The 17,411-nt window shown below is 66.0% G+C and carries 18 protein-coding genes and 1 tRNA gene; 14 read left to right on the forward strand and 5 right to left on the reverse strand.

What is annotated here, in order from left to right:
- Positions 1 to 8: 8 nt before the first annotated feature.
- Together ypfJ and BCF44_RS13500 are read right to left on the reverse strand one after the other, a co-directional pair.
- Positions 9 to 911: a KPN_02809 family neutral zinc metallopeptidase gene (gene ypfJ / locus BCF44_RS13495; RefSeq protein ID WP_116174577.1), complete on the reverse strand. Its 903-nt coding sequence runs from the start codon at positions 909 to 911 to the stop codon at positions 9 to 11.
- A 466-nt stretch (positions 912 to 1,377) separates the two neighbouring features.
- Positions 1,378 to 3,069, reverse strand: coding sequence for a bifunctional metallophosphatase/5'-nucleotidase (locus tag BCF44_RS13500; RefSeq protein ID WP_116174578.1), 1,692 nt, complete (start codon positions 3,067 to 3,069; stop codon positions 1,378 to 1,380).
- A gap of 121 nt (positions 3,070 to 3,190) precedes the next feature.
- Between BCF44_RS13500 and BCF44_RS13505 the strand changes: the two genes are divergently transcribed.
- From BCF44_RS13505 to BCF44_RS13520, 4 genes are all read left to right on the forward strand, one after another.
- Positions 3,191 to 3,658 carry a MarR family winged helix-turn-helix transcriptional regulator gene (locus BCF44_RS13505; protein ID WP_246015003.1) on the forward strand — a complete coding sequence of 156 codons (468 nt, stop codon included), beginning with the start codon at positions 3,191 to 3,193 and terminating at the stop codon, positions 3,656 to 3,658.
- A 21-nt stretch (positions 3,659 to 3,679) separates the two neighbouring features.
- Positions 3,680 to 3,764, forward strand: a tRNA-Ser gene (locus BCF44_RS13510).
- 295 nt (positions 3,765 to 4,059) lie between these two features.
- On the forward strand, positions 4,060 to 5,043 hold the full coding sequence (locus BCF44_RS13515; RefSeq protein ID WP_147328485.1) for a restriction endonuclease: 984 nt from the start codon (positions 4,060 to 4,062) through the stop codon (positions 5,041 to 5,043).
- A 65-nt stretch (positions 5,044 to 5,108) separates the two neighbouring features.
- Positions 5,109 to 5,981: an AlbA family DNA-binding domain-containing protein gene (locus BCF44_RS13520; RefSeq protein ID WP_116174580.1), complete on the forward strand. Its 873-nt coding sequence runs from the start codon at positions 5,109 to 5,111 to the stop codon at positions 5,979 to 5,981.
- 192 nt (positions 5,982 to 6,173) lie between these two features.
- On the opposite strand, the gene BCF44_RS13525 is transcribed toward BCF44_RS13520, so the two are convergent.
- Positions 6,174 to 6,638: a tyrosine-type recombinase/integrase gene (locus tag BCF44_RS13525; protein WP_246015004.1), complete on the reverse strand. Its 465-nt coding sequence runs from the start codon at positions 6,636 to 6,638 to the stop codon at positions 6,174 to 6,176.
- Between BCF44_RS13525 and BCF44_RS13530 the strand changes: the two genes are divergently transcribed.
- Positions 6,520 to 6,891 (forward strand): formylglycine-generating enzyme family protein, encoded by a 372-nt coding sequence (locus BCF44_RS13530; protein WP_246015006.1) that lies wholly within the window; start codon positions 6,520 to 6,522, stop codon positions 6,889 to 6,891. The genes BCF44_RS13525 and BCF44_RS13530 overlap by 119 nt on opposite strands.
- Here BCF44_RS13530 and BCF44_RS13535 read toward each other — a convergent pair.
- Entirely contained in the window at positions 6,888 to 7,226 is a 339-nt protein-coding gene (locus tag BCF44_RS13535; protein WP_116174581.1) for a hypothetical protein, read from the reverse strand. The two genes, BCF44_RS13530 and BCF44_RS13535, sit on opposite strands and share 4 nt — an antisense overlap.
- A gap of 586 nt (positions 7,227 to 7,812) precedes the next feature.
- On the opposite strand from BCF44_RS13535, the gene BCF44_RS13545 reads away from it, so the two are divergent.
- The 4 genes from BCF44_RS13545 to BCF44_RS13560 all read left to right on the forward strand — a co-directional run bounded on the left by BCF44_RS13545 (position 7,813) and on the right by BCF44_RS13560 (position 9,825).
- A complete protein-coding gene (locus BCF44_RS13545; RefSeq protein WP_116174921.1) occupies positions 7,813 to 8,037 on the forward strand; it encodes a hypothetical protein in 225 nt (74 codons plus the stop codon).
- Entirely contained in the window at positions 8,034 to 8,549 is a 516-nt protein-coding gene (locus tag BCF44_RS13550) for a DUF6879 family protein (RefSeq protein ID WP_116174583.1), read from the forward strand. Before BCF44_RS13545 ends, BCF44_RS13550 begins: the two co-directional genes overlap by 4 nt.
- A gap of 10 nt (positions 8,550 to 8,559) precedes the next feature.
- On the forward strand, positions 8,560 to 9,417 hold the full coding sequence (locus BCF44_RS13555; RefSeq protein ID WP_116174584.1) for a helix-turn-helix domain-containing protein: 858 nt from the start codon (positions 8,560 to 8,562) through the stop codon (positions 9,415 to 9,417).
- Between the two features lie 72 nt (positions 9,418 to 9,489).
- Positions 9,490 to 9,825 (forward strand): hypothetical protein, encoded by a 336-nt coding sequence (locus BCF44_RS13560; protein ID WP_116174585.1) that lies wholly within the window; start codon positions 9,490 to 9,492, stop codon positions 9,823 to 9,825.
- Between the two features lie 291 nt (positions 9,826 to 10,116).
- Here BCF44_RS13560 and BCF44_RS13565 read toward each other — a convergent pair whose 3' ends face one another.
- The gene (locus BCF44_RS13565) at positions 10,117 to 10,488 is read right to left on the reverse strand and encodes a hypothetical protein (RefSeq protein WP_116174586.1); all 372 of its coding nucleotides are present in this window, start codon (positions 10,486 to 10,488) and stop codon (positions 10,117 to 10,119) included.
- 332 nt (positions 10,489 to 10,820) lie between these two features.
- Here BCF44_RS13565 and BCF44_RS13570 point away from each other — a divergent pair, with 332 nt between their 5' ends.
- From BCF44_RS13570 to BCF44_RS13590, 5 genes are all read left to right on the forward strand, one after another.
- A complete protein-coding gene (locus BCF44_RS13570; protein ID WP_116174587.1) occupies positions 10,821 to 11,795 on the forward strand; it encodes an ArsR/SmtB family transcription factor in 975 nt (324 codons plus the stop codon).
- Positions 11,796 to 11,847: 52 nt separating this feature from the next.
- Positions 11,848 to 12,066, forward strand: a complete 219-nt coding sequence (locus BCF44_RS13575) for a hypothetical protein (protein ID WP_116174588.1) — start codon at positions 11,848 to 11,850, stop codon at positions 12,064 to 12,066.
- Positions 12,067 to 12,578: 512 nt separating this feature from the next.
- A complete protein-coding gene (locus tag BCF44_RS13580) occupies positions 12,579 to 14,354 on the forward strand; it encodes an SdrD B-like domain-containing protein (protein ID WP_116174589.1) in 1,776 nt (591 codons plus the stop codon).
- Positions 14,355 to 14,523: 169 nt separating this feature from the next.
- Positions 14,524 to 16,215, forward strand: a complete 1,692-nt coding sequence (locus tag BCF44_RS13585; RefSeq protein WP_116174590.1) for an SdrD B-like domain-containing protein — start codon at positions 14,524 to 14,526, stop codon at positions 16,213 to 16,215.
- Between the two features lie 68 nt (positions 16,216 to 16,283).
- Positions 16,284 to 17,366 (forward strand): hypothetical protein, encoded by a 1,083-nt coding sequence (locus BCF44_RS13590; RefSeq protein ID WP_116174591.1) that lies wholly within the window; start codon positions 16,284 to 16,286, stop codon positions 17,364 to 17,366.
- Positions 17,367 to 17,411 lie beyond the last annotated feature (45 nt).

Genomic DNA, 17,411 nt, shown 5'->3' on the forward strand with positions numbered 1-17,411 from the left:
AACCGGTGTCAGCCCAGGTTGCTGGTGTTGAAGGTGTCGCAGGAGGTCGGGTTGCCGCTCTGGTAGCCGGCGGTGAACCACTTCTGCCGCTGCGCCGACGTGCCGTGCGTGAACGAGTTCGGGTCGACCTGACCGCTGCCCAGCTTCGACTGGATGAAGTCGTCGCCGATGCGGGAGGCGGTGTCCAGGGCGTTGGTGATGTCCTGCTGGGACACGTTGGTGATCAGCGGCTTGCCGTTGGTGCCGGGCGTGGACGTGGCGTGGTTGGCCCACACGCCGGCGTAGCAGTCGGCCTGGAGCTCCAGCCGTACCGACCCGGACGTCGCGCCGCTGCCCTTGCCGATGTTCTTCGACGTGCCGAGCAGGTTCTGCACGTGGTGGCCGTACTCGTGCGCGAGCACGTAGCCCTCGACGAAGGGCCCGCCGGTGGCGCCGAACTTGGTCTGAAGCTCCTTGAAGAAGCTCAGGTCGATGTACACGTGCTGGTCGGCCGGGCAGTAGAAGGGGCCCATGCCGGTGGTGCCGGTGCCGCAGCCGGTCTGCTGCCGGTTGGTGAAGAAGATCGTGGTGGCCTTGCGGTAGGTCTTGCCGGACCGGGAGAACTGGTCCTGCCAGTAGGCCTGGATCGAGTTGACCAGCGCCACGTCCCGGCAGTCCTGGCTGGCGTTGGCCTGCGCGCCGGTCTTGCACTGGTTGATCGTGGAGTTGTTCGGCTGCCCGGACAGCTGGCTGGGCGAGCCACCGCCGATGAAGTGGCTGAACACCAGGTAGAGCACGAGCCCGACGATGCCGAGACCGCCGCCGCCCAGCGCGAGCCCGCCGAGCGGGAAACCGCCACCGCCGCCGCCCCCGGACCCCCGGTAGTCCTCGACCTGCGAGGTGTCCAGGTCCGCGTCGTCGTTGAACTGCACGGTTCCTCCCGATCCCGATCGACGACGTCCACCATAGGCGGCCCCCGGACATGCCTGGGTGCGGTGCCCCCGAAGGCCACCGCACCCAGGTATTTCCCATAAACGTGACGGTCGCGGTCGTCGCGAGGCTGGCGTGGAGCCTCACCAGGTGCGCCCTGAAACGCATCCGATGTGGGGCTCAACAGCGTCGACGTGCGCGAACAGATGCCTGCGCGCACCCGAGACCTAGCTGGTGCTGCTCACAGTCGCGACCGGACAGGCACCGACCGATCCGGCCGCGGGGGTGCAGCCGACGCGCCGACCGTCACAGCGAAGCTCTTCCGCCATGGCACCACCTGGTCCCTTCCCGGCGATTCGCGAAACCAGTTCCCGCTCGTCCATCCGTGTTACGAGCTTCCCTCTACGTGACCTTGATCACAACCCCTTGTGGGTACCTGAATCGGTTGATTCGGCTGGTCACGTACCGTCAGGAGGTCCGGGTGATGCGATCCAGGGCCGGCGGGGCCAGGTTCTGGTGCGCCGTCAGGTATGCCGTCAGCGCGTCCAGGTCGATCGCGCCGCCGACGATGCCGGTGCCGGACTTCAACACCGTGAAGCCGTCGCCGCCGCCGGTGAGGAAGTTGTTCGCGGTCACCTTGTAGCTGCCGTCGGGGGTCACCGGCTGGCCGTCCACCGTGATCGCACTGATCCGCGAGCCGATCGGCGCCGACGCCGACCACGTGTAGTGCAGGCTCGACGAGATCTGGAGCATCTTCTGCTGCACCGAGCCGTCCGGCTGCGGCTGCCACTGCTGCTCCAGCACTGCCTTCAGCTGCGCGCCGGTCAACGTCTCGGTCTGGAGGATGTTCGCGAACGGCTGCACCGCGAACGCGTTCGCGTACGTCACCGTGCCGTCCGGCACACCCGCCGTCGAGGACTTGAAGTTCAGGTCCGCCCGGATGCCGCCCGGATTCATCAGCGCCACCTGCGCGCCCACCGACTTCGTCGAGTCCAGCTGGGCATCGCCGATCACGTCACCCAGCGGCGACTCGCCCGACGCCTGCTCCGCCGCCACCACGTCCGAAGTGATCGTGCCCACCGCCTTGTTCGCGATCGGCGCCGCCTCCGACACCGCCTTGGACACCAGCGCCTGCACCGTCGGGTCCGGCGTCACGTCCCGCGTGACGACCTCGTTGTGCGCCACCGTCTTGCTCCGGATCGCGTCCTTGGTCCGCGGGTCGATCTTCAGGTCGACCACCGACAGCAGCCGACCGAACGAGGCGCCCTGGATCAGCGGCCGCGGGTTGCCGGCCGGGTCCGTCACCGTGCAGTTGTACTGCTGGTGGCTGTGGCCCGAGAAGATCACGTCGACCTTCGGCGAGGCCGCCTTGGCGATCGCCAGCGCCGGCCCCGGCGCCGTCTTGCAGTCGTTCGGGCCGCCACCCTCGGTGTTGTCGCCCTGGTGCAGCAGCACCACGATCGTCTTCACGCCCAGCCGGTCCAGCAGGTCGGCGGAGGAGTTGATCGCCTGCACCTCGTCGCCGAACTTCAGGCCCTTGATCGCGTCCGCCGAGGTCACGCTGGGCAGGTCGTGCAGCGGCACGCCGATCACACCCACCGGCACGCCGCCGCTGAAGTCCACCGTGAACGGCAGCGCGGCCGGCAGGCCGTTGTCGAACGTCATGTTCGCCGCCAGATACGGCCACTTCGCGCCCGAGAACGTCTTCTCGAACTGGCAGCCGTCCGAGGCGCAGCCGCCGAACTGCTTGCGCAGCAGCTCCTGGTAGCCCTTGTCCAGCTCGTGATTGCCGATCGCCGACGCGTTCACGCCGATGTCGTTCATGAAGTCGATCGTCGGCTCGTCGTGGAACAGGGCCGACGCGAGCGGGGAGGCCCCGACATTGTCACCGGCCGAGAACAGCAGGGTGTTCTTCGTCCGCAGCTGCTTGACATGGGTCGCCATGTACGCGGCGCCGCCCGCCATCACCGTCGTGCCGTCCGACAACACCACGCGGCCGCCCGAGCCGGCCGGCGGCTCCAGGTTGCCGTGGAAGTCGTTGAAACCGATCAGACGCACGTCGATCGGGGCCGGCGAAGCCTGCGCCGGCGCCCCTGCCAGCGCCAGCGCCGCGGCGGCGGTGACCGCCAGTGCGCCGAGCCGTCTAGCCAAAACGATCATGTCGATCCCTCCGAAACGCGCCCGACTCCCCGAGCGGGCATCCGGCGCAGGAGTGTGCCCCGTGACCCGGCGCGACGCCAGGGTCGAGGTCTGAGCGGGACGTGACGGTTAGCCTTGACAGGTGAGCGAACCCAAGTGGCTCGACGAAGGCGAGATGGCCGCCTGGCGGGCCTACCGCGTCTCCAGCATCCTGCTGGAAGGCCAACTCCACCGTGAGCTCGTCGACGCCCACGACATCACCCTCGCCGACTACGAGGTGCTCGTCCGGCTCGCCGAACGCCCCGACCACCGCATGCGCATGAGCGTGCTCGCCGGCGAGGTCGCCTCCTCCAAGAGCCGCGTCTCCCACCAGATCGCCCGCATGCAGCGCGCCGGCCTCGTCGAACGCGACAACTGCTCCAGCGACGGCCGCGGCGTCTACGCCGTCCTCACCGAGACCGGCATGGCCAAGCTCCGCGAAGCCGCCCCCACCCACCTCGACGGCGTCCGCAAACACATGATCGACCTCACCACCGAGGCCCAGCAGGCCACGCTCGCCAAGGTCTTCGAACGCGTCGGCGCCATGCTGGCCGCGACCACCGACGACTGACCGGCTACCCTCACACCCCAGGGAAGCGTGGCAGAGCGGCCGAATGCATCCGCCTTGAAAGCGGAAGACGGGCAACCGTCCGGGGGTTCAAATCCCTCCGCTTCCGCAGGGCCTGACCAGTGCAAACACGGTCGGTGCCGGACGATCCGGTGCCGACCGCGTTTGTGGTCCGTCTCAGTTGACGGTCGAGGGACCTCTGCCCCAGTGGCATCCTGACGGGCCGCGTCTGATGTTCGCCTCTGGCGCTGGGACGTGTCGCCCCCGCGTTGCAGCGCTGTCCGAGCAAGAACCTTCTGAGGCCCTTGCTGCTGTGTGTCGCGCAGTTGTGCGCGCCACGTCCTGGCTTAGAATTGGCGCAGGTGATCGTCGTTTCTGCACTTTAGAACACAAGTTGGTGGAAAGTGAAGCCTTGGCAACGATTTGAGCGCCTCGCCGAGAAAATCATGCAAGATCTTGCGCCGAATGCCAAAATACATTGGAATGATCATATCCTTGGAAAGGATAGTGGGATTCGGCGCCAGATCGATGTTGCTGTTAGGTGGATGGATGGCCCGGACGAACGTCTGCTAATAGTCGATGCAAAGAATTGGTCTAAGCCGGCGGATGTGGGCGCGGTTGAGAAATTTGCCTCGATGGTAAAGGATGTACGAGCAAGCTCGGGCGTGCTGGTTTGCAATGCTGGGTTCGCTAAGACCATTCACGACTATGCGCGGAAGCTCGGTGTCAGCTTATGGAATCTGCATGACGCTGAATCTCGTGACTGGTCACGCGACCTGACGATTCCTCTCGTCTGGTTGGATCTCGAACCCACCGTAAAGTGTTCTGTGCTCGGTTGGTTCGACGCTGGAGATGGAATCATCCCAGATGGAGAATTTCCTTTCGTGCTGTCGTTTGACGACGGGTCATCGGATGAGTTTGGATCCACTTTCGTTAAGGTGGACCCTGTGCAAACTTTTGTGCGGGCGTGGAATGGCCGAGAAGTTCCTCGGTCAACCGGGCAGGTTCACCGAATTAGCCTCGACCGATCTGTTAGGGCGCTAGTTCGCGATCGCTCTGATGTTTTAAGATGGCGTCCATTGAAAGAATTTGGCATGAGCTACACCGTCGACTGTAAGTCCTGGCTTGGGCAGTTCAGTCCCGATAAGTGTCGAGGCCTTATTGACCATCTTGACGACCAGGCTTTCGTGGCGACCTATCTCCCTGTGGGTCAGATCCCTGTGATTCGCGACGAATCGTGGCAGCCGGTAGATGATCCCGACCGTGTAGCGGTATCAATTCGGGGAACTTTCGTTACGACCGAGTCGATTAAATTCCTTGTGAACACTGGAGCGAAGATTCACGACTTGAACTTTACGTTGTTAAAAAGAGAGCCTTATGGCGATTAGCTTCACCAGTCAAATTTTGGGTGGCGGACTTGAGGAAGCGTGTGTGAAAGATGGAGAAGGATTGAATGTCAGTTCCGGAGACGCTCGACGGCTGGACAGTTGAGGTGGTCGAAGAACTCGTGCAGATCGGGCAGGTTGAAAGCTATCGACACGACTTCAAGGGAATGTTGCCAAGCCCTGACGAGCTGACGAAGCTTTGCTGCGCCTTTGTGAATACCGAAGGCGGATTTGTGGTCGTTGGGGTGCATCAGCAGAAGGGTGGTCAGTTCGACCCTCGGGGCATTCCGCCTTCAACGGAGATTGCTTCAGAGTTTGGGCAGAAGCTCAAGGCGGTGCCGACCATCCCATTTGAGGTGCCTCTGCCTATTTTGTTGCCGAACTCGTCTAACCTGATCTACGTCTTCCATGTGCCACGGAGTCTTGAGCGTCCGCACCTGCCACTGCTGGCCGACAAGCGCATTTTCTGGAAGCGAACAAATACGGGCAATGAGCAGATGAGTCTAGAGGAGATTCGTGCCCAGTTTAGGAACTATGAGGAGATGCGCGATAAGCTGAAGTTGTTGTTTATTGAGTTGGTTCAGAATCGTGAGGTCTTGCAGGAGGTTGCGCACGTAGATCTAGGTACGTACTCGTTGCAGACGCTCGATAATGACGTCCTTGATCGTCTGTTGGTAGATGTATACTCGCTTATTCAGGATGATGTTGAGTTGACGCGGGCGCTCCTGTTGATTCGACAACAGATCAGAGCGGCTAACTCGAAGACGCAGATCTTCTTCCGTCAGCTTTCTATTCCTTCGGTTAGCTATGACAATTTGATTGTTAATCACCTGAAGTTCATGCAGGCGGTTGAGGCGGTTCTGCTTCCGGCTATCGAGCAGGCAGTGTACATCCTTAAGGAGCGGTATGGGCTGCGTGACCCGTTCGCTGAGGCGGAGTAACGCGTCTCCTGGATGTATCTACGCCGTGTTGGATGGCGTCACTCCGTCTTCTGTGGTGATGCATCCAACGTGTCAGCAAGATCAAGGATTCTTTTCGCCTGCGGACTATGCTTCAACAACACCTCGCCAGGCCCGCCTAGGTCGGACGGGGGTGTCTCTCGATCATCGAGAGACACCCCATTGCGTCTCGTCTCAGGCGGGCTTCCAGAGGAAGCCGTTCACCCTGCTCGCGACGTCATCGCGCATTGCCGCAGTCACGTGCTGGTAGCGCGCGGCCATCTTCGAGTTGGACCAGCCCATGAACTCCATGGCGGTCCGTTCTGGCACGCCGAGCAGCAGCAGAACCGTCGCTGCGGTGTGCCGGGCGTCGTGCAACCGGGCGTCGCGGACGCCAGCCTCAGCCAGCAGTGCCTTCCATTCGTAGGCGTCGGTTCGCGGGTCCACTGGCTTGCCGTTCGGCTGGGTGAACATCCAATCGCCGCCTTGCCACAGGTTGCCGGCGATCTCTTGTTCCTTATCCTGTACCTCCTTGTGTGCCTTGAGCAGGTCAAAGAGTTGGTCGGGCAGGCGGAGGCCGCGTCGACCAGCAGCCGACTTCACATCGACCTCGACGACTCCCGCAAAGTGCAACGTCAGGGAGAACGGGATCGGTAGCACCACACCCGGGGACCGCTACCAAAGCGGCATCAGCCCGTATGGCGCATATGACATGTGTGGCAACGTGTGGGAGTGGTGTTCGTCGGAGACTACGCCGGGCAGACATGAACTCAAGGGTGGCGCATGGACAAGTCCCTTTAGCAGGGCCACGCCGTCGTCGTTCAATGATGCAGCCGAAACCATGTGCGACGACGACACCGGTTTTCGCTGCGTCACGCCAGCCGAAGCACTGGAAAAGCTGTTGGGCCTCTAGATCGGCGCGACTGGCGACCCAAGGTCGATCGCCACCAACGGAGCGCCGGGCTGCCCCGGGCGCGGCACCAACGCAATCGCCGTGAGCACCTCGACCACCGTGCCCTCCTGCATCCAGGTCGCCGGCCCGTCGATCATCGACCGAACCGCGTGTGCGTCATCCGGTGCGAAGATCCACAACACATCCATCCACGACGGCGCGACCTGCCTGTATCCACACAGACCGACCTCGGCCAGGTCGCCTACACCTTCGCCGCGTTGCCACGCCCATCCGTCCAGGTGACGAAGGTCGGTCAGTTCCGGCCACAACATGATGGCCAACTCCAGCGGCGTCACGACGTCGCCCCGAGATCCGGGCCGGTGGACACAGCGGCCGGGGAGCCCACCGTGTCCACCGGAGCCTGGAACCGGCCGTCCCGAGCGAGAGCGCGCGGGCCCGGGACGGCCGAAGTGTTCGGATGTAAGAGCCGGCCCAACCACGACGTGCGGCGGTGCCGGTGGGGGTCGAGGCGCTGTTCCAGGCCACTAAGCGACGCACGGGCCGCGAGGAACGCGGTACAGCGGGCGCAGCGCGGACCGGGAGGGGTCTCCATTGGCGCGAGCAAGATCGTCACGCCGCACACCGTTTCCGGCTCAGGACGGTTGTCGTGGAACTGCTCGTCGGTCACCGCGTGGTCGACACGATCACTGCTGGTCAGCCACGTAGTGAAGAGGGTCCCGGCGCGCGACTGCTCGGACATCGACGGGCCTCCAAGTTGGGGGAACAGGGGCCACCAGACTGCCAGCTAGCTCGAATACTGACTAGAATATTCGGAATATCCTCTCGTCAATTCATCCCATTGGGTGTGTGTCCGTCGCCGCGCACTCCGGTTCCATGGACGGACCAGGGCCGACCGGCCCGGACACGAACGGAGCGACCGTCATGGACCAGAACCTCGGTGAGCTGGAGTTCCTCGGCACAAGCAGCACCAACGGCGAGTGCCCGCGCGTGTTCCGCACCGCAGGTGGCGACTACGTAGTGCAGGGCTACCGCATCACCGACCAGGCCGCGCTGACCCAACTCGCCGAGACCTACGGCGGCCTGCCCGACCGCGAAACGGCCGTGGTGATCCCGGCGAGCCTGCTCCAGTTCTTCCCCCGCTCGTGACCCCTCGGGAACTCCTGGCCCAGCAGTTCCAGACGTTCACCCGCTCGGCGTGGCGGCTGGAGACCCGCGACAGCTACACCGTGCCGGCCGAACAGGCGTCGCTGACCACCTTCCTTGCAACCGGTGAACTGGACCTGACCTACAGCCAACCCTGGTTCGAATCGGTCCGAGCAGCGACGGCGGCCGGGCGGAGCTACGGGCGCGTCCGCGTCTACCCGGAGCCCTTGACCGACTACCTCACGTTCGAGTTCGCCGTGGCCCCGTTCAACATCGAGGCTGGCGAGGACATCCGAGTCATGACCCGCTCCACGGCGACGACTCTGGGACTGCCCGACTACGACTACTGGCTGTTCGACAACGAGCGCGTGGCGATCATGCACTTCGACGACGCGACCGGCCTCGTCGCCGTGGATGTCCTCACCGAGCCGGATACGGTGTCGCAGCACCGCGCGTGGCGTGACCTCGCGTGGACGCACGCAGACAAGTTCGAGACGTACAGCATGAGTCCATGACGGGGAGCGCGTGACCGGGTTCGAAGATCGGCGGCAGGACTTCGGCCGTACCCTGCGACGCCTCCGCGAAGCCACCGACATGACCGGCGTCGAATGGGCCGCCGCCCTCGGCGACGGCTGGTCACAGTCGAAGGTCTCGAAGCTCGAACTCGGCACGCAGACGGCCACCGAGGACGACGTCCGCGCCTGGTGCGCGCTGGCGGCAACACCGGACTCGGTGGCCGCCGACCTGATGAACCAGGCCCGTGAACTCCAATCCGCACACGTGGTGTGGCGCCGCCGGCTCCGGCACGGTCACCGCGACCGGCAAGCGGAAAGCCTTGCCACCGACGACGAGGCGACCAGCATCCGCGTTGTCGAGTTCGGCGTGGTGCCCGGTTTGGTGCAGGTCTTCGAGTACGCCCGCGAGGTGTTCATCCGGCACGCCGAACTACTCGCAGTCGCGCGGGACGCCGACGAGTCGGCCCGGCTGCGCGTCGCCCGGCAACAGGTGCTCTACCAGCCCGGCAAGCGCATCGAGATCCTGGTAGCCGAGGCCGCGCTACGAAACCCGATCGCCGCGCCGTCGGTGATGGTGGCGCAGATCGACCGGCTGATCACCGTGACCGGCCTGCCGTCGGTGCGGTTCGGTGTGATCCCGCTTGGCGTCCAGATGCCCTACGTGCCGGTCAACGGCTACACGATCAAGTCGACCGCCGACGGGGAGACGGTGTTCGTGGAGCAGTACACCGACGAGCACCGGATCACCGACCCGGCCGAGGTCGGCGTCTACCACAAGATCACGGACAGCCTGTGGCCGATCGCCGTCACCGGGGCGGATGCACGGGACTTGCTGATGCGAGTAGCCGAGCAGTACCGAACTCTCTGAGATCGGCCGACGGCCAATTCCGCGGTTCCCATAACCGCAGGTCAGGGACCAGTCGGTGTTACGGTGCCGGTCATGACGGTGGAGCGTCCCGGGTGGCGGGAGTTGGCGGCCCGGCTGGTCGCGGACGCCTCCCGTATCGACAGCATGGCGCGGACGGCCGACGTGCCCGATCCGGCCGAGGCCGCCGAGGTTGCCGGGGCAGTCGCTGCGCTAACCACGGAGCTACGGCGGCTGTCGATAGGTGTCGGCCGCGCGTACGGCGGCCGGCTGCCTGACGCGGTGCTGGCCGGCTACCGCGACGCGGTGAAGCACCTCGCCGACGCTGAGCCGGGCCTCGCTCTCGCTGCCGGTGAGCTGCGCCGGACCGTGCTGGACCCGTGGGGCGGCTCGTCGCCAACTCGAACGTGACCTCGATGCCTTGTCCTGCAACGCGTAGGCTGGTCCTGAGCCCGTCACCCCTCCCTCCTGGTGACGAGCTCCTTCATGTCGACGTTGCGACGCCCTGCCTACGCCGGGACGAACTGGCCGATGACAATACGGAATTCGACCAGATTCGGGCCAGAAGCAGGAAGACTACCCCGGAGTGCACGCAATGCGTCTCACGTTAAATCCCATCAACCATTGCGACAGAACACAAAAGGGCGCGGCGGCATTCTCGGCCGCCGCGCCGGTTGACACGCCTAGCGGATAAAGGCGCCGTTAACCGTAGATGTAGACCGCGTTGACGGTCACGCCCGTATCCGACAGGTGAAGCGACTGGTTCGGCTTGATATTATAAGGGTTGGGGTCGCCGACGACGTAGATGTAGGCGAAGTTCCAGCCCGAAGTCACATCCTGGACGTTGGGAATCCATGTGCGCGCCCGAGCCCACCCCGTCCCGTCGTCCGCGAAGCACGTGTTGGCGCCGGTGTGCTCCCACAACTCGACCCCGCGTGACCAGTTGGGGCGTGCCGGGCAGTCGGTGACGTAGGTAGCCGCACTGGCGGGCGCCGCCATTGCGATCCCCCCACCGATGACAGCGGCGGCGGCCAGTGCCGCCGTCGCTATACGCTTTGCCTTGCCGTTTGCCATGCTAATCTTTGCTCCTTGTCTCGTACAGCTGGCGAAACCTATGTCGAGCGGAGGTGCGGGAGGAGCTCCCGTGTGATGGCTCGACCGTGCCCCGATGGGTCGCAACGGCAATCACACGACTGAACGCGATTCACCTTTTGTCAATCCAGTGAAATCCAAAGCTGCAACATGACCCGCTCGACGATGTTCACCATGTCTGACGGGTCCACGCGATGCGAGCGTTTCGGACCTGACCGAACAGTCTTGACACGGCCGGCCCCTGCCGACGGCGGCAACGCCACGATCCCCGACGACTAGACTTCGGGTGCATCGTCAGGCTTGGGGGGGCAGCCATGCTACGAGTGCATCTGCACGCTGAGGACCTCGCGCGCGTCCGCTTCGCCACCGCGCCGGCGCCGGTCCTGGAAACGGCGATGATCCTGCTGGAGCTCCGGAACCGACCGCAATCGGCCACCCGCGGCCACCACGACTGGCGGCCGCGGGCACGCTCAGCCTTGTCGTCCAGCGCTCGGCCGCTCGTGCAGCTCGTGCCGTCCCAGCACCATGCGCTCTACCTCGACGTCCTGACCACCGACGCGGAACAGGCATTCCAGCTCGTCCGTGATACCGCCACGTCGGTGCACGCCGAGAACCTGACTCGCATCGCGCAGATAGGTGTCATCCCCATCCCCACCTGGCTGCGCCGCTACGCCGACGGCGACACCGGCGTCCTGGACGCCCTCGACGACGCGTTGCGCGCCTTCCATACCACGTGCCTCGCTCAGCTATGGCCCACGGTGACCGCCCGGTTCCACGACGACATCACCCACCGCATGACCACCCTCGGCGCGCACGGCCTCGCCGCCATGATCAGCACGCTCAGCCCCGACCTCTGCCTGACCGGCACGACAATCACCGCGCGCTACCCGTGGGACCGCGACGTCCACCTCCACGGCCACGGGCTGATCCTGATGCCTTCCGCGTTCTGGACCGGCCATCCACGCATCACCTGGGACCCTCAGGACCCGTCACAACACGTGCTCATCTATCCCGCCCGCACCAACTATCGCACCACGACCGGACCGATCATGGAAAAGGGCGATGCGCTGGCCGGGCTGGTCGGTGCGACCCGTGCCGCCGTCCTCCGCGCCCTCGCCCAGCCCAGCACCACCAGCGGCCTCGCCGGCCACGTCGGCATCAGCGTCTCCTCGGCCTCCGAACACACCACCGCCCTACGCAACGCCGGCCTGGTCACCAGCCACCGCCTCGGCCAAGCCGTCCACCACCACCTCACTCACCTGGGAATCTCCGTGCTGATGCAGCACTGATCCTGGCCCAGCAGCGCTTCCCGCGCTGTGCGGGCTAGAGAGGGCAACGAGGATGACCGACAACCACTGGAGCACGCGCGCGGCGCTGGAGCTGGACGTCGCGGCAGCCTTCGTGTACGTGGAGAAGCCGGAGCGGGCTGTGCGGCAGGGTGGTCGGAGGTTGGCGTTCTCCAGCGAAGTGTGGTGGGAGCCGCCGGACGGCGTCGGGTACCGGCGGTCGGTCTACTCGCCGGAGTCGCTCCCCGGTGATGACTTCGTGCCGGCGGGGTAGTTCGCTGAGTCGTCTCAGTCGTCGTCTCATTCGTCGACGGCCGGACCAGTTCGCGGGCTTCACCGGGTTGCCCTGACCAGCGGTGACGGCTCCAGGCGTACTCCGCCGTACGGCCATGCGTAGAACTTGAAAGCGGAAGACGGGCAACCGTCCGGGGGTTCAAATCCCTCCGCTTCCGCTCGTGGGTGACGTGTGCTCGCGGACCTTAGGTCCGCTGCGCCGGGGTCGCTCCAGGTGTTGTGTGGGACTCGCGCCACACACCCCCAGGCAGGGAGGGCTTCGCCCCCTGCACCCCTTCGGGCTCGCCTCGCATCGCCCTCGGGGGCTCGGCTTCGTGTCGAGGGGTGCGTTGTGTGTCGTTGCCATCAGGTGTGTAACGGGGGGTACGAGTGGGAGCGATGGGGGGCGGTAGACCCGGTGTATGGCCTATCGCAGCGGGTGACGTGGACCAGGGGAGGGGTTCCAACTTGTCGCATACCCTTGCTCGCCGGATTGCGGCTGGATCCGGCGCGTTGGCGATCGCGTTCACGACGGTTCTCGCGGGGATGGCCGCGGCGGACGAGACACCGACCGGCACGACGGTGACGTCGCCGTCGGAGACGACGACGGTGACGTCCACGGCGGGCGCGCCGACGACGGTCACGTCGACCTCGACGTCCAGCGTGCCGCCGTCGAGTACGACCAGTTCGAGCACGACCACGTCGTCATCGACCACGACTACGACCACGCCGCCGACGAACCCGCCGTCGCAGTTCGGGTTGACGGCGGCGTTCGACAAGGCCACGTACAACTCCGGCGACGACGTCAGCGGCAAGATCACGATCACCAACACCGACGACGTCGCCCATACGGTGCACATGAGCCCGTTCGGCGAGAACGTCGACCTGGCCTTCCCGAACTGGCCGGCCATATGGCCCGGCATGGCCGGTGTGAACCTCGACCCCGGCAGCTCCGTCGTCCTCACCGTCACCGGCACGATCACGGACGCGCACAAGTCGATCACGCTGTGGGCGAACCTGATCGTCGACTCGAAGAGCGCCGTGCAGACGGCATCCGGAACGGCGTCGGTCGTGCCGACCACGGGCAGCATCGACGGCACCATGTACTTCGACGCCAACGGCAACGGCCAGTACGATCCGGGCGAGGGGCTCCCGGACGTGCAGGTCACGATCACCGGGGGAGCGCCGAGCCAGACGCTGCCGGCGCAGAAGACCGACAAGGACGGGCATTTCGCCTTCACGGACATCCCGTCCGGCTCCTACACACCTAGCTTCAGCGGTCTCGGTGGTCTCGTGACGCCGTGGACGCCGTGGCAGGTCAAGGACCAGAGCGTGCGCGTCACCGAAGAGGCACGGCACAAGGTGTCCGACACCCTGGCCGCATCGGTGAAGCTGAACGCGGACAGCTACGCCGTCGGCGACACCGCGCAGATCACGGTGACCCTGACCAACAGTGGCGACCACGACCTCGCGGGGATCACCGCGTGGTGCGACCGCAGCGGTGACTCGCACGACTTGGGCTGGAACATGGCCGGCTGGGGCGACCTGCGCGACGGCCATGGTGTCACGGTGCCAGCCCACGAGACAGTGACCGTCGGCGCGACGGAGGCGGTCCCGGCCGACGCCGGGGTCTACGGCTCCACCGGAGTCGGCTGCGACTTCGGCCAGTTCGACGCGCAGTACCAGGACGGGACCGCCCGCTCCAACTTCGCCACCGCGCAGGTACCGGGTGCGGTGGCCTCGGTCGAGGGCGCGCTGGTCTACGACAAGGACAACGACGGGCACACCGTCGGTGTCCCCGGCGTCACGCTCAACCTGACCGACCACGCCTCGCAGAAGGTCGTCGCCCACACGATCACCGATGCCGACGGTGGGTACGCGTTCAGCGGTCTGCCGGCCGGCAGCTACGACATCGCGCTGGTCGGCGCCTGGAGGCTGACGGACAGCGAGTCGCCCACACGGTCGTTCCGCGCGGGTGACAACCCGGGACAGGACATCAGCGTCGAGCCGGTGACCACGTCCAGCTCGACGACGGACTCGTCAACGACCAGCCCTTCGCCGACCGACTCGTCGACGACGAGCCTGCCGCCGACGAGTCCTTCGATGACGAACGCGCCGACCACCGACACCTCGACAGCTGAGCTCCCGGTCACGCCGGTGGACCAGGCTTCGCCGGCGCTGGCGTACACGGGGGTCGCGGATGCGGCCTCGCTGACCATGGCGGCGATCGGTGCGCTGGTCTGTGGCGTCAGCCTGGTGCTGATGTCACGGCGTCGCCACGCCCACTGACCGGTTCGGACGGCCGCTCGGAGCTGCGTCGAAAGGTGGCATTTCGGGCGGCTTTCCGACCTGTGAAGTCGATGTTGTAACGGGCCGCGGCGGTTCAGGCGATCCTCGCGGTAGACCCGGTGTGCGTCTCTGATGACGCCGGGTGACTGAACCAGGGGAGGGGTTCTTCATGGTGCATGGTTTGCTGCGCCGGATGGCGGTCGGGTCCGGTGCGTTGACTCTCGTGTTCAGCACTGCGTTGGCGGGTGCGGCGGCGGCGGATGAGAGTCCGCCGACCTCGTCGGTCGTGACGCCGGCGCCCAGCGCCTCGACGTCAGCGACTCCCGCGCCGAGCTCGACCGCAGCGACGCCGAGTAAGCCGGCGGCGAAGGCGCAGGACGAACAGCCGGCGCCGAAGATCGACGTGACGGCGAAGTTCGACAAGAACGCGTTCGACTTCGGCAAGGACGTGACGGGGTCGTTCACGGTCACCAACAACGGAACGGCCGTCGCGAAGGGCGTGACCATGTTCGCGTCGGGGAACAACGTCAAGTTGACGTTCTCCGGGGCGCCGGTCAACAGCGGGCCGTTGGGGACCGGGGTGGACATCGATCCGGGGCAGTCGGTGGTGGTCACCGCCGCGGGGACGATCCAGGACAGCAAGATCCAGACGATCTGGATGTCCGTGCAGGTGTGGGCGGATCCGACCAAGCCCGCCCTGACGGCGAACGCCTACGCCTACGTTATCTCCGGCCGGGGCGGCGTGGACGGGGCGCTGTACTTCGACGCCAACGGCAACGGCCAGTACGACCAGGGCGAGGGGCTGGCCGGAGTGAAGATCAAGATCTCCGGTGGGGCGCCGTACCAGGACGTGCCGCCGCAGACGACGGACCGCGACGGGCACTTCGCCTTCACCGACGTCCCGTTCGGCTCCTACTACGCCCAGTACGACGGGCTCGGCGACCTGGTGGCGGGCACGGCGGACTGGACGGTGAGCGACCAGGCGAAGACCCTGCTGGTGGAGGCCCGGCACAAGATCGCCGACTCGCTGAAGGCGTCGGTGGGGCTGGACGCGACCACGTATGCGCCCGGTGACACCGCGAAGATCACGGTGACCCTGACCAACAGCGGCGACCACGCCCTGAGCGGCATCACCGAGGTCTGCAACGGCGTCGGCAATCCGAACGAGCTCAACGGCTACGGCGACGGCTGGGGCACTCTCCCACAGGGCAAGGCCGGCGTCACGGTGCCCGCGCACTCGACGCTGACGGTCGATGCCACGGAGAAGGTGCCGGCCGAGGCCCACGACTGGGGCTTCACCGGCCTGGAATGCGCCTTCGGCCAGAGCGACTTCGACAGCGTCTTCACGAACTTCGCGATCGCGAGCGTCCCGGGAGCGGTGGTCCCGACCGCTGTGCTCAGCCTGGGCTACGACAAGAACAACGACGGCCACCCCCTCCCCGTCACCGGCGTCAAGGTCTACCTGACGGACGACGTGACCAAGAAGATCGTCGCCTCCGCGGTCACCGATTCCGCCGGCAACGCCACCTTCGCCTCGCTGCCCGCCGGCCTCTACGAAATCGGTCTCGTCGGACCGTGGCAGGTGGCCGGCGACAAGGGCCAGGGCACGACGTGGCCGACGATCCGGGCGCTGCACGGCCCGACGGCTGTCGCCGTGGAACCCGGACCGGATCAGCCGGACCCGACGGCCACCACGCCGACGACCGAGGTCCCGGTGTCGCCGGTCGCGGAGGCCTCGCCGACACCGGAGCTGGCGTACACGGGCGTCGCCGACGTGGCGACGCTGACCGTTGTGGCGCTCGGCGCTCTGTTGGCCGGCATCGGCCTGATGGTGCTGTCCCGGCGTCGCCGGACGTACTGAACAACGAGCACGGAAGACGCCGGCCTGCTAATCCGCAGGTCGGCGACCTGCGCCTGGGGAGGGGTTCTGTGGGGTATTCCCTGCTGCGCCGGATCGCGGTCGGATCCGGCGCGTTGACGGTCGCGTTGACCACGGCGTTCGGCGGCGTGGCCGCTGCGGTGCCGCAGAGCGTTCCGTCTTTCGATCTGACGGTGGCGTTGGGCCAGTCGACGTACAACTCGGGCGATGACGTCACCGGGTCGATCACGATCACCAACACCGGCTCGACCGACGCGGACGGCCTGAGTCTGGTCATCTCGAACACCAACCTCCAGCCCGAGCCACAGGACTGGATGAACCAGTGGTACGGCGGCAGGGCCTCTCTCGCCCACGGAGCCTCCGTCGTGCTCCCGTTCAGGGAAACGATCCTGGACGGAGGCAAACCGATCGCGGTCGAAGCCGAAGTGCAGGGCTTCAACTTCGCCAAGGACAGCAACATCGCCACGGCGGCGGTCATCGCGACGAGGGGCAGCGTCGACGGCGTGCTCTACCTCGACGCCAACGGCAACGGCCAGTACGACGCGGGTGAGGGGCTCGCCGGCATCGACGTCTCGGTCAGCGGTGGCGCGCCCTGGCACAGCGAGCCGGCGGTGAAAACCAACCAGGACGGGCACTTCGCCTTCACCGACATCCCCTCGGGTGCCTACTCACCCGCCGTCGACGCCGGCCTGGTGCTCCCCTACACGACCTGGCACGTGAAGGACCAGACGCTGCCGATCACCCTGGAGGCTCGGCACAAGGTGTCGGACGCGCTTACGGCCGTGGTCGCACTGGACTCCGACACCTACGCGGCCGACGACACCACGCACACCACGGTGACCCTGACCAACAACGGCGACCACGATCTGCCCGGCATCACCGCGAAGTGCGACCTCAGCGGCGAGCCGAACACCCTGGGGCAGAACATGACCGGCTGGGGCGACCTCCAGGCCGGCCAAGGCGTCACGGTGCCCGCGCACGCAACGCTGACCCGGCAGGTGTCGGAGCCGGTGCCGGCCGGCGCGCTCTCTTACGGGCACATCTACCTCGGCTGCCTCTTCGGCCAGTTCGGCGCGGGCTACGAGGACGGCGCCGCCGTCTCGAACACGGTCTCCGCGCGCGTGACGGCGTAACCCAGGGCAACGCCAGGGTCCGACCCTGATGCTTCGAGCCTGCGC

This window comes from Kutzneria buriramensis (genome assembly GCF_003387475.1).
Taxonomy (GTDB): domain Bacteria; phylum Actinomycetota; class Actinomycetes; order Mycobacteriales; family Pseudonocardiaceae; genus Kutzneria; species Kutzneria buriramensis.

Bases quoted from the DNA above. Each gene is read 5' to 3' on its own strand.
- BCF44_RS13500 (WP_116174578.1), bottom strand. From the start codon at position 3,069: ATGATCGTTTTGGCTAGACGGCTCGGCGCACTGGCGGTCACCGCCGCC.
- BCF44_RS13520 (WP_116174580.1), top strand. From the start codon at position 5,109: ATGTCAGTTCCGGAGACGCTCGACGGCTGGACAGTTGAGGTGGTCGAA.
- BCF44_RS13545 (WP_116174921.1), top strand. From the start codon at position 7,813: ATGGACCAGAACCTCGGTGAGCTGGAGTTCCTCGGCACAAGCAGCACC.
- BCF44_RS13560 (WP_116174585.1), top strand. From the start codon at position 9,490: ATGACGGTGGAGCGTCCCGGGTGGCGGGAGTTGGCGGCCCGGCTGGTC.
- BCF44_RS13565 (WP_116174586.1), bottom strand. From the start codon at position 10,488: ATGGCAAACGGCAAGGCAAAGCGTATAGCGACGGCGGCACTGGCCGCC.
- BCF44_RS13570 (WP_116174587.1), top strand. From the start codon at position 10,821: ATGCTACGAGTGCATCTGCACGCTGAGGACCTCGCGCGCGTCCGCTTC.
- BCF44_RS13575 (WP_116174588.1), top strand. From the start codon at position 11,848: ATGACCGACAACCACTGGAGCACGCGCGCGGCGCTGGAGCTGGACGTC.
- BCF44_RS13585 (WP_116174590.1), top strand. From the start codon at position 14,524: ATGGTGCATGGTTTGCTGCGCCGGATGGCGGTCGGGTCCGGTGCGTTG.